The sequence below is a fragment of the Virgibacillus carmonensis genome, from assembly GCF_057836705.1.
On the sequence record NZ_JBYQFJ010000024.1, the window covers coordinates 34382 to 46988 of the forward strand.

At 37.9% G+C, this 12607-nt stretch carries 8 protein-coding genes; 5 read left to right on the forward strand and 3 right to left on the reverse strand.

Features of this window, described 5'->3' with window-relative positions; genetic code table 11:
- Positions 1 to 7: 7 nt before the first annotated feature.
- Complete coding sequence (locus tag AC3G7N_RS15910; RefSeq protein ID WP_489423147.1) at positions 8 to 1750, reverse strand: phospho-sugar mutase; 1743 nt, start codon at positions 1748 to 1750, stop codon at positions 8 to 10.
- A 251-nt stretch (positions 1751 to 2001) separates the two neighbouring features.
- On the opposite strand from AC3G7N_RS15910, the gene AC3G7N_RS15915 reads away from it, so the two are divergent.
- A complete protein-coding gene (locus AC3G7N_RS15915) occupies positions 2002 to 3042 on the forward strand; it encodes an AI-2E family transporter (RefSeq protein WP_489423148.1) in 1041 nt (346 codons plus the stop codon).
- 54 nt (positions 3043 to 3096) lie between these two features.
- Here AC3G7N_RS15915 and AC3G7N_RS15920 read toward each other — a convergent pair whose 3' ends face one another.
- The gene (locus AC3G7N_RS15920; protein ID WP_489423149.1) at positions 3097 to 3948 is read right to left on the reverse strand and encodes a GNAT family N-acetyltransferase; all 852 of its coding nucleotides are present in this window, start codon (positions 3946 to 3948) and stop codon (positions 3097 to 3099) included.
- A gap of 80 nt (positions 3949 to 4028) precedes the next feature.
- On the opposite strand from AC3G7N_RS15920, the gene AC3G7N_RS15925 reads away from it, so the two are divergent.
- Positions 4029 to 4208: an SE1832 family protein gene (locus tag AC3G7N_RS15925; RefSeq protein ID WP_489423150.1), complete on the forward strand. Its 180-nt coding sequence runs from the start codon at positions 4029 to 4031 to the stop codon at positions 4206 to 4208.
- Positions 4209 to 4268: 60 nt separating this feature from the next.
- Here AC3G7N_RS15925 and AC3G7N_RS15930 read toward each other — a convergent pair whose 3' ends face one another.
- On the reverse strand, positions 4269 to 6110 hold the full coding sequence (locus AC3G7N_RS15930; RefSeq protein WP_489423151.1) for a cation:proton antiporter: 1842 nt from the start codon (positions 6108 to 6110) through the stop codon (positions 4269 to 4271).
- A gap of 321 nt (positions 6111 to 6431) precedes the next feature.
- Here AC3G7N_RS15930 and brnQ point away from each other — a divergent pair, with 321 nt between their 5' ends.
- The 3 genes from brnQ (at position 6432) to recQ (ending at position 12024) form a co-directional block, all read left to right on the forward strand.
- Positions 6432 to 7733: a branched-chain amino acid transport system II carrier protein gene (gene brnQ / locus AC3G7N_RS15935; RefSeq protein WP_489423152.1), complete on the forward strand. Its 1302-nt coding sequence runs from the start codon at positions 6432 to 6434 to the stop codon at positions 7731 to 7733.
- Between the two features lie 562 nt (positions 7734 to 8295).
- The gene (locus AC3G7N_RS15940) at positions 8296 to 9708 is read left to right on the forward strand and encodes an LVIVD repeat-containing protein (protein ID WP_489423153.1); all 1413 of its coding nucleotides are present in this window, start codon (positions 8296 to 8298) and stop codon (positions 9706 to 9708) included.
- Positions 9709 to 9879: 171 nt separating this feature from the next.
- A complete protein-coding gene (gene recQ, locus AC3G7N_RS15945) occupies positions 9880 to 12024 on the forward strand; it encodes a DNA helicase RecQ (RefSeq protein WP_489423154.1) in 2145 nt (714 codons plus the stop codon).
- Positions 12025 to 12607 lie beyond the last annotated feature (583 nt).

Here is a 12607-nt window from a genome sequence, read left to right on the forward strand (position 1 = left end):
TTAACTTTTAGCTGTGTTGAATCACTCGATTTATCACTTGATCCATCGCTTCTTTTAGTAATTCAAGCCTATCTTGGCTCTCTTCTTTTGATTCTTCACAAACGCCATAGTAGCATTTTATTTTTGGCTCTGTTCCAGATGGACGAAGGCAAATCCAGCTATTTTTTTCCAAGATAAACTTAATCGCGTTTTCACTTGGTAAAACCATCTTTTCTTGCTTTTTTGCATCTCCAAAAATGGTTCGTTTTCCAGTAGCGTAATCCTCCATTTTTTCTACTTTCAGTCCCGCTACATCAGTCAATGGATTTTTACGAACATCTTCCATAATCATCGCAATTTTGTCGGACCCTTCTTTACCTTTAAGTGTTAACGAGGACATGCCCTCTAAAAAGTAACCATGTCTAGCATAAAGAGTCTCTAGAGCTTCAAGAAGCGTCTTACCTTGTTCTTTCCAGAAATATGCCATCTCACACGACATCATAGCGGCTTGTACTGCATCTTTATCACGTGCAAAGCTACTAATCAAATAACCATAGCTTTCTTCATAGCCAAAGATAAAAGTCTCACCTGTGCTATCAAACTGACGTATCTTTTCACCAATATATTTAAAGCCGGTTAACGTGTCGATTGTTTTTGCCCCATAATGGGTGGCAACTGCTCTTCCGAGTTCAGTCGTTACAATCGTTTTCAACATTCGTGCATTAGCAAGCAAAGCTTGATCACTGTGTGAAAGGATATAATCAAGCAAAAGTGTACCTAGTTGGTTTCCAGTTAATACCTTAAAAGATTGATCTGAGTCTCTGACAGCGACACCCAACCGGTCAGCGTCCGGGTCTGTTCCAATTAAAATATCAGCATCTACATTATTTCCTTTTTCAATCGCTAATGTAAATGCTTGATGTTCTTCCGGGTTTGGTGATTCAACAGTTGAAAAATCTGGATCAGGATTCGCTTGTTCCGCTACGACATGTACGTCGGGGAATGATAGCTGTTCTAATCCCTTTAAAACCAAATCATGGGAAGTTCCATGAAGCGGTGTGAAAACAATAGATAAGGCCTTATCCTTTGCAAGCTCTTCTTCGTTTAATTTAGACAGTCGTTTCAATTGCTCTAAATAAGCATTGTCAACCTCACTGCCGATCCAATTTAACAAGTCTTTATCTTCAAGTTCACCTCGTTCTACAAAAGGCACTGTCAATTCGTTTTCCGTTTGTTCAATAAAGGAAATGATTTCAGCAGCCTCACCAGGTACGATTTGTCCACCGTCTTCATTATAAACTTTAAAGCCGTTGTACTCTGGAGGGTTATGACTTGCAGTAACCATAACCCCAGCCACCGCTCCTAAATAACGAACTGCAAATGACAATACTGGTGTTGGGTGAAGCTCATCAAATATGTATGCTTTAATACCATACGATCCAAGTACCTTTGCAGTTTCAAGCGCGAACTCCTTTGACATGTACCGTGAATCATATGACACGACAACACCACGGTCATTTACGTTTACACAGTTTATTTTCAAGTAATTCGCAAGTCCATTAACAGCTTTTCTTATTGTATAAATGTTCATCCGGTTGATCCCAGGACCAAGAATACCGCGCATTCCGCCAGTTCCAAATGTTAATTCTTTATAAAAAGCATCTTCTAATGCCATTTCGTCGCCTTTTATACTGTCTAAACTTTTTTGCAAGGATGGATCTAAATTTTGGAAAGAATTCCACTTTTCGTATGCTTGTTCCCATGTATTCATGTAATCATATCCCCCTAATTCGCCCCTAATGATGTATCTTCAAAGTTTAGCACAATTTTTAAAATAATTCTATTTACCTATAATTCGTTTATCGATAGTAATAATTGGCAAAAATTATAAGTATCCTTTAAGAATCTCTTCCTATTATATCCATTTACGGTTAAAATGAAAGATATCTATATATATTTAATAAGAAAGTTGTGATTGGGTTGTTTAAAAAGCGATGGTTCCAGACACTTACATTATTCATCATGGTATTTCTTTTGATTCTATTAATCTCTGCAACAGATTTTATTTTTGACCCAATACTTAAGTACATTGGAGCAGTTGCTATACCAATTATTGGTGCAGGTGTGCTATTTTACCTGACAAAACCAATCGTACGCATTTTAGATAAATATAAGGTGCATCGCGTATTTTCTATTATTATCGTATTCTTGGTAATATCATTAGTCATTTATTTAATAGCAACGTACATTGCACCGATAGCCCAAAAACAATTTGCAAACTTAATCAATAATATACCTAAAATGGTTGAAGGTGCGCAGGATCTGATTACGTATTGGCAGTCCAACCAGGATATGCTTCCTGCTGATATTGAAAATACACTAAATGACATCACGTCAAATCTACAAACCTATATTGAAGCGACTATGTCATTCCTCTTCGGTTTTATAGGTCAATTAATCGGATTTGTCTTTGCATTAGTACTTGTGCCATTCTTTTTGTTTTTCATGCTCAAAGATGGGGAAAAATTTGCTCCATTTGTTACACAAATTTTCTCAGAGAAAAAAGCAAAAAATCTTAAGAGTCTCCTGCACAAATTAGATGAAACGTTGACCTCATATATTCAAGGACAGCTTCTTGTCAGCTTTGTGATTGGGGTACTATTATTTATTGGGTACCTGATCATTGGACTAGAGTATGCACTTACTTTGGCGTTGTTTGGTATGATCATGTGTGTCATTCCGTTTATTGGACCATTTATATCTGTGGTTCCAGCGGTGATTGTTGGGCTATTCCAAGATCCAATAATGGCGGTGTGGGTCGGGGTCGTGATGATTATCGCGCAACAAATTGAAGGCAACTTTGTTTCACCAAATGTAATGGGACGTGCGTTACAGCTCCATCCATTAACGATTATTACCATCATTCTTGCAGCAGGAAGCATAGCAGGATTCTTAGGCATCCTCTTCGCAGTTCCGTTTTATGCTGTTGTGAAAACAATCATCGTCCATTTTTACAGAACGTATGTTAAGGCCCAAGAGGACAGCAAAGATGCGCTGATATAGCGTAATAAATGCTTAGACCACAATCACTGTGATCTAAGCGTTTTTGTTTGTGTCTTATTTTTTAATGAATTCATACACTACCGATGTGCCAACTTCGTAATAGCCAATTTTTTTATACACACGGTTGGAGGTTGGATAATCTGCATCCGTGTATAAACTGCAAAACTGAGCACCTTCGCTCAGCAACTTTGAAGTCAATGCCGCTACTGAATTAGTCGCATATCCTTTTCGCTTATATTCATCAGGCGTATACACGGCATTAATGGTTGCGCCATTTTTTGTTTTTCTCGAACGATTAACCATTGATACAGGCTTGCCATCTACAAACCATAAGAAAATGGACCGATCGTTGAGAAATTGAATGGCTAGATGGTCTGCATCTTCACTTGTTATCACTTCATTTGCTTCCTTTCCAAATTGAACAAGCCACTCGGAGATAAGCTGATGATAGTTTTTAGTCGCCCCTATTAATTCTCCTTTGGTACCAGGTATGGCATTAACCTTATCCAACTGATAAATAAGCTGTTTCATATGTATGGTTGAGGTGACGTTATTATGTTTTTCCCATTCCTCAACAAACGGTTTCACAAGAAAATCAGGACCAAGTATTCCTGGAACTTCCATCTCATTATCATGCAAAAACACAGCAATTTTTTCCGGTATATTTTCTGGAGTCGGTTCAAGGTCAGGAAAAATCCAATTATTTGGGGGTGTTTGCATAAAAGCAAAGATGACTTCCCCGTCCTTTTCCACATATCCTAACAACGCGTCTCCATACGTGGAATGCCCCGCTGCTATTCGATTTAGAATTCCAAGCATTAAATTGTTACATGTTTCTTTTTCTAATAAAAGACCTTCTACTAGTTCTAAATATTTTTCTGGATTCTTTTCAAAATGAAGGTTCATGACCACTCCCCCTTTATTGGGTTTATATTATAGTATACACTACTAGTAGAAGATTTTTTTAAAAGCTAGGAGTGAAAAATATGAAAGTAAAAGAGATAGAAGCAAAACTAGTGGAATTAAAAGCTGACTACGCCCGTATTATGGGTGATATGGATAAAGTGGAAGCTGTTGGTCAACGAACAACTATCGAAGAAAATCAACTTGCGCGACTTGAAAAAGAAATTTCCGAGCTCAACAAAAAGTTAGAGGAGTCAGAATGAATCCTATCTATGATTGAAGAAAGTCACCCTCTGCCAAGCAGTTAGAGTGACTTTTTTTCATTATTGATTATTCCGCTGAATTTCTAATTTTTCTTGAATACGTTTATTTTCTTTACTTGGTGGCGCTAGACTCACTACAACATCATCAGCTTCTGGGGTAATTTTCATCTCTTCGGAATAATAATACATTTTTCCGGAGCGCTTCAACATGTATAATAAAACAGTTTCGTCATCGCGTTCACTTAAGTACTGATCATAGTTATATTGTTCAGTTAGCGTCGTCTGACGGAACACATAACCATTTCTTAACTTTTCATTCAAATCTTCCATTGAAATTTCTACTTTAAAGAGAACTCTTCCGCCAATTTTATCAACGACGTCATTCATATTATCGACCAACGTATATGGGCTTGCTTTATATACGTTGGTTCTACCATATTCTGGCATAAACGTTGTACATACTAAGGCATTATACGAATGGAATTCAGTTGCAGCAATTAAATACTCATATGGCGTGGTATCTAAATGATATTCAGTCTGCTCAGAAAGCATTTCACCATGATAAAATGCAACTCCAGCCTCCCGAGTTTTACGCAGTCGTTCCCATGATGAATCAACGATAATTACTGGTGCCTTCAGTTTTGACAATGACTTAGCTAATTCAACTGTAAATGGATTACTTCCAACAATAAGTGTTCCTGGACGACCCTCCATAGATAAATGCAGTTTTTTGGCTAACCACCCAATGGAAAATCCATGCGCAACAACGGTAAAAAATACTAGTCCAAACGTGAGCGTTGTGATAATAGAAGCATCCTCATATCCTGCATCACTTAATATAGATGCAAAATAGCTCGAAACAGTTAACGCAACAATTCCACGCGGTGCAATCCAACCCACTAATAGTTTTTCATTCAACGATAAGTCCGTACCTACTGTTGATAAAAAGATGGATAATGGTCGCACAATAAACATCATCAATAGTACATACCCAATAATCTCTGGCTGAAAGATCTCTAGTAATACTGCTGGCTTTAATGAAGCGGTCAGCATAACAAAAATAGCTGAAATTAATAGCATAGACATGTTTTCTTTAAAGTGCCTCATATCAGCAACCGAACTAATGCCCATATTTGCTAACGTCATACCCATAGCGGTTACTGCTAATAACCCTGTCTCATGCATGATTTCATCCGCTAAAGTGAAACACAGAATAACAACAACGAATATCGCTGGCGACTTTAAATATTCCGGAATATTACCCGTTTCAAACATCCAACCCATTCCACGGCCACATGCCCAACCAAAAATTGCCGCAAAAACGGATGCCGCAAAGAATAAGAGAAGTGCAGAACCATCTGGATTATTTGCTGTAAAGTATGCAATAATTTCAAATGCAAATACAGCGAGTAACGCACCAATTGGGTCAACAATAATACCTTCCCATTTTAAAATTTTCGCTGGGCGTGGCTTTAATTTGGACTGACGCAATAAAGGCAATATAACAGTTGGTCCTGTTACTATAAAAAGTCCTCCGATTACAAAGGCAACTGCCCAAGATAATCCAGCTACATAGTGCGCGATGAGTGATCCTAAAATCCATGCTATAAATGCACCAATTGTCGAGATTCGAAAGACCGGTTTTCCTAAACCGCGTAACTCTTTAAAACTTAAGTTCAAACTACCTTCGAATAAAATAATTGCTACTGCCACTGTAATAATTGGCCTATATAAATCTCCAAAGTCTTCCTCAGGATTCATCAAGCCAAATATTGGACCCACCAACAGCCCCGCAACAGACATGACAACAATGGCTGGCAATCGAAAGCGCCAGGATAACCATTGCGATCCAATCCCTAAAAGACCTATAAGCATAATTTCAAAAAGAACAGATGGAACCATATCAAACCCCCTCTTGATAGCTTTACCAAGTTTTTATATAAAATCATTTTAAATGTGTCAAACACTAATGTAAACAATTATACTTCATTTACAAATAAAAACTTCTATAAATATTGTCATATAACTGTTGTAACTCTTTATTATCTTCATATTGACAAGCCGTCAGTTAACTTGATAAGATTGTTCTTGCTGTTTCAGAAACAGTGATTTTACACGATTAATTATCTGATAATATTGAAAACAATTGTAGTATTATACCATTATTTGTAAGCGTTTGCGGAAAAGAAGCCATTTGTAGTCTAACCAGAAGGAGCAAACATCATGAAAAAAGATACTTTTATAATTGGATTTATGCTTTTTGCATTGTTTTTTGGTGCTGGTAATTTAATCTATCCTCCAACCCTCGGAATTGACTCGGGTACTTCCTATTGGGCAGCTATTGCTGGATTCGTGATTACTGGTGTAGGATTACCAATAATTGCAGTGACAGCCATTTCTTTTGTGAAAAATGATGCCCGCGAGTTAGCTGATAAGGTTCATCCATTATTTGGACTTATTTTTACGTCTATTGTTTATTTAGCAATTGGACCATTTTTTGGTATTCCACGTGCTGCTACAGTTGCGTTTCAAATGAGCGTGGAACCATTTACAACGGAATCATCCTTGTCATTCATTTTATTTACATTCACAACAATCTTTTTCATAGCGGTTTATGTTGTAAGCTTAAATCCATCTAAAATGGTAGATCGAATTGGTCAATATTTAACTCCGATATTATTAATCGCAATCATCGCCTTAAGTGTTGGCGGTTTTTTACTGTTAGATACCCCAATTTCAAGCCCAATTGATAAATATGCTTCCTCCCCATTTTTCACTGGATTTGTTGAAGGATATTTAACCATGGATGCAATCGCTGCTTTAGCGTTTGGAATTATTGTCGTAAATGCCTTTAAGGACCGCGGTGTTTCAACGCAGCGTGAACTTGTCAAATCCACCTTAAAAGCAGGTATTATTACTGGCATAGGATTAATTACTGTCTATGGTTCAATCGGCTGGATCGGTGCAAAAATGGCGACAGTAGGTACCTATACTAACGGTGGTGACATCCTGTCCAGTGCTGCAAATATTATGTTCGGTAGCTTTGGCGTGCTGTTATTAGGCGTAATTGTAGCTTTAGCATGTTTTACAACCTCAGTTGGGTTAGTTGTAGCATGTGGACAGTTTTTCTCCAAGATTACAAGCTTAAGTTACAAGTGGATAATAATATTTACCACGATTGCTAGTTATCTAATAGCTAATCAAGGTTTAAACACAATTATAAGTTATTCCGTACCCGTACTCGTATTTATTTACCCAATAGCAATTGTTTTGATCCTATTAACCTTTATGGAAAGATTATTTCACGGTGCACGCTCTGTTTACCAAGGGGCCATTCTTTTGACAGCTGTTACAAGTTTATATGATGGATTAGTCGCATTTGGTATTGATTTATCAAGCCTAACACCATACATGGAAAAACTGCCCTTTTTTGCACTGGGACTTGGATGGATTGTACCAGCTTTAATTGGTGGAATCATTGGTCTGCTTGTCTGCAAAGTTGCACAATCTAGTTACACAAAATGAAGACTATAAGAAAAGCCCAATCGCCTTGAAAGACACGACAAGCATAAGCAGAGCGGTGCAGTGTGGGTGCTTTGCCCACGCGTAAGCGAACTGCTTATGTCTCGAGTGTCTAGGCGCTGGAGCTAGACAGATAATCGCCAAAATTTTATACTTTCTTTGCTCATAAAAAAGGAATTCCTCATTGGCCAGTTAAAGCCTCTGAGGGATTCTTTTTTTCCTTTATAGTTAAATCAATTAAAAGTGTTAAAACATCTTCAATAGCAAACCAGCTATTCTTTTTAGCTCCAATAATTTGTTTTTTCAGTTGAATCGCCCTCAATTAGTTTTTATTAAGATTGAAGCGTTTCAAGTGGTGAGTCATTCACATGAAACTATAATAGATGGAAAGTAATATGTTTCTTAATAGGTATATTGTACAGGTATTATATAATTTCAGAGGTAAAAAGCCCTTATCAATTAAAAAAATACCCGTACAATTTACTTATTTTTCTAAAAATTGCATATAAACTTTCCGATTGTGTGTTATGTTATTGGAAACTATTGTAAAATGGGAGGAAATTTAATGAGGAAAAAGTCTTTTTATAGTTCTGCACTTGCAGGGATTATGGTAATCTCGCTATTCGCTCCAACCGTATCTGCACACGACATGCTCGATGGTACTGGAATTGAAAAAGGTGCAGGTGAAGCAAATTTGAATAACATTCCACAGCTTGAAGGACAAAAAAATCTTTCCAACTGGAAGGAAGTAGCTTCAGTTCAACTTAAGGAATATGATGGTGTCATAAATTCTACAGCAGACGTCTATTCACATAAGGGATACGCCTATCTAGGGACTCACGTAGATGGTGGTGGGAATGGTGGCGTTCGCATTTTCGATATGCAAGATCCAGAAAATCCCAAGGAGATTGCAAAGTTCGCTGATGAAATTCCCGGGACCTGGCAGGAAAAAGTGATCGTAAAAACTGTCAACACCAAGCACTTTAAAGGGGAATTAGCTGTTGTCAGTGTTCAACAATTAGATACACGTAATGAAGACTCCCAAGGTGGCTTTCTCCTCTATAACGTTTCTAATCCGAAAAACCCTGAAAGGCTTGGCTTCTGGAAGGTAGACAAGCGTGTTCCGGGAACTCATGAATTATACTTAACCATTAAAAAGGGAAAGCCATTCGTACTAGCTGCTAACCCGTATGCAGATTATTATACAAACGGGGAAACAAAAGACTTTGCGTTAGTCGATGTATCAAATCCTGAAGAACCTGAAACAATCTATGAATTTGATCCACGTTCTCTTCCAGAAGTTTCAGAGGACTTTGATGGCTATAACTGGGAATCTCCTGATGGAAAAACAAGGCCTGTGTTCAATCACAGTACTATGACAGATGGAAATGGTGATACAGCCTTTTTATCTTTCTGGGATCTCGGGACCATTATTTTGGACATTTCAGATCCATATAATGTTGAATATCAAGGGCGTACAGACTTCGCAACGGACGTTCAGGGATCAGCCCATTCTTCCGCAATCGCGAAAGGTGGGAATGTACTGATCGAAACAAGAGAAGTTTATAACCCAACTAAAGAAGGCTATGAAGAATCTTATGGGTATACCAGAATCTTTGATATTAAGGATCCTACTAATCCAAAAATGCTGAGCACATTTAAAACTGGTCTAGTTGATAACGTAGAAGACGGTGTCACTTTTGGAAATACAGTCCATGATCCAAAAGTACATGGAAACACGCTGTATCTCTCACATTATGCAGGTGGATTGAGAGCCGTTGATATTACAAACCCAGAAGAGCCTGTTCAGATTGGAAAATACGTTCCTGAAGATGCCTATTTTTGGGGTGTGTTTGTAGATCGAAATTATATTTTAGCTTCAGACATGGGGAACGGCTTGAAGGTCCTTCTGAAAAATAATGGAAAGACAGGGGACATTCGTACAAGTAATGTGCGTAAACAAGAGCTTCAGCACTAATGTTTTTTGTTAAGAAGGAGGTTGCCCCCTCTCTCTTTCATTTACGTTATACCTACTGTTTCTTTCTTCCCCATAGATTAGCGACTTAATTTGTAAACTCAGAGCTGAATTTTTCAGCTCTTTTTTTTTTAGAATTTATGTTAAAATTAGGAGTAATGAAGGAGGATCATGATGATCGCTGAAGCAGAAAAAATCCTACAAACCTATTATGGTTTCCCATCTTTCAGGCCGGGCCAAAAGGAAACCATATCAAACATACTTGAATTAAATAACACACTAGCTGTCATGCCTACAGGTGGCGGTAAATCTATTTGCTATCAAATTCCCGGGTTATCACTTGACGGAGTTGCGATTATTATTTCGCCCTTAATTTCCTTAATGAAGGACCAAGTAGATGCATTGAACTCACTTGGTATTGCAGCTACATATATAAATAGTTCGTTATCTACAACTGAACAAAAACGACGGCTTCAAGATGTTGAAAGGCGAAATTATAAATTCCTTTATGTTGCACCAGAACGCTTTGAGTCATCCTACTTTACACAATTGGTTAAACGTTTGCCTATTGCATTAGTAGCGTTTGATGAGGCACATTGTATTTCGCAGTGGGGACATGATTTCAGGCCAAGCTATCGATCAATCGTACCGAATTTGAAGGCTTTATCAAATATCCCTGTCTATGTTGCATTAACAGCAACTGCTACAGAGGAAGTCATTACCGATATTCAAACGCTACTCCATGTTGATGACGAACATGTCATTAATACTGGGTTTGAGCGCAATAACTTAGCATTTCATATCGTAAAAGGAAAAGACAAGCCAAGCTATGTTCGATCATTTCTTTCCGAACGAAAAAATGAATCTGGAATTATTTATACAGCAACCCGGAAGCAAGCAGATGCTTTATATGACCAATTAACAGCAAAGGGGCATTCTGTGGCAAAATACCATGCTGGTATGTCTGAAGATGAGCGAAAGAAATCGCAAGCTGCATTTATCCAAGATGAAGTTCTTATCATGATCGCTACAAACGCATTTGGGATGGGCATCGACAAATCGAATGTTCGATATGTCATTCATTATGCAATGCCAATGACCATTGAATCTTACTATCAAGAAGCTGGACGTGCTGGGCGAGACGGTGAGCCAAGTGATTGCATCTTACTTTTTTCCGCGCAAGATATACAACTGCAAAAGTTTCTTATTGAACAATCATTCATGGACGAGGAAGCAAAACGCCAGGAATATCGCAAACTACAGGCTATGATTAATTACTGTCATACACACAGCTGTTTAACGTCGTTTATTTTAGATTATTTTAATGATACACATGTGAAAGAATCTTGTGATCGGTGCAGCAATTGTATGCATCGAACAGATCAAATGGACATGACAAAAGAAGCGCAGATGATACTATCTTGTGTGAAGCGAATGGGAGAACGTTTCGGTGTAAGCATGACAGCAAAAGTTCTAAAGGGATCGAACGATAAAAAGGTTAAAGATTTTAAATTACATTTAATTTCTACGTATGGTATTTTATCCAATTACACTGAAAAAGCATTAACCGAGTGGATCCACTTTATGATCGCAGAAAAATTACTCGCTACCGAAGAAGGCCGTTACCCTACTTTAAAATTGAATCAAGAATCCGTTGACGTATTGAAAGGGAATCAAACGGTATGGATGTATTCAACTGTTATTCCGGCTGGGGAAAGCGCAGATTATCAAGAAGATCTTTTTGAAGAGTTACGTCAGCTCCGTAAACAAATTGCCGACGATCAGAATGTACCACCATACGTCTTATTCTCTGATGCAACACTAAAAGATTTGAGTCGTTACTTTCCAGAATCAAAAGAGGATATGCTAACGATCAAAGGAATTGGCGAGAAAAAATATGAACAATATGGTGATGCCTTTTTAGAGGTACTCCAACTCTGGCGCGGGCAAAATCCAGACGTGAAAACAAAAGTTAGAATTGATGACAGTGCCCCTGTAGCAAAGCCTAAGCCAAAAAGCCCTGATGAACCTAGTCATCTAGTTACCTATGAAATGTTCCGATCAGGTAAATCGATTAAAGATATTGCAGTCATTCGGGAGATGTCACAACAAACGATCGAAGGACATATTTTCAAAGCAACGAAAGAAGGCTATCCAATTGCCTGGGGAATATTTTTCACTGAAGATGAAGAGCAGAAAATTTTGGAGGCACGGAATGAAATCGACGAGCCAAAGTTAAAAACGTTAAAGGATCTGCTTCCTGAAGGGTATAATTATACGAAAATCAAGGCAGTTTTAGTGAAAAATGAATATATGTGATTTGTGGGTGTACTTCCTTGGGGAGTGCACCTTTTATGTGGATGCGTTGATATCCTGGAACGAGTGTTGATTTATTGAGTTAAACATTGATATCCTGGAACGAGTGTTGATTTATTGAGTTAAGCGTTGATATCCTGGAACGAGCGTTGATTTATTGAGTTAAGCATTGATATCCTGGAAGGAGCGTTGATTTATTAAGTTAAACGTTGACATCCTGGAACGAGTGTTGATTTATTGAGTTAAGCGTTGATATCCCGGAACGAGCGTTGATTTATTGAGTTAAACGTTGATATCCTGGAACGAGCGTTGATTTATTGAGTTAAGCGTTGATATCCTGGAACGAGCGTTGATTTATTGAGTTAAACGTTGATATCCTGGAACGAGCGTTGATTTATTGAGTTAAGCGTTGATATCCTGGAACGAGCGTTGATTTATTGAGTTAAACGTTGATATCCTGGAACGAGCGTTGATTTATTGAGTTAAGCGTTGATATCCTGGAACGAGCGTTGATTTATTGAGTTAAACGTTGATATCCTGGAACGAGCGTTGATTTATTGAGTTAAGCGTTGATATCCTGGAACGA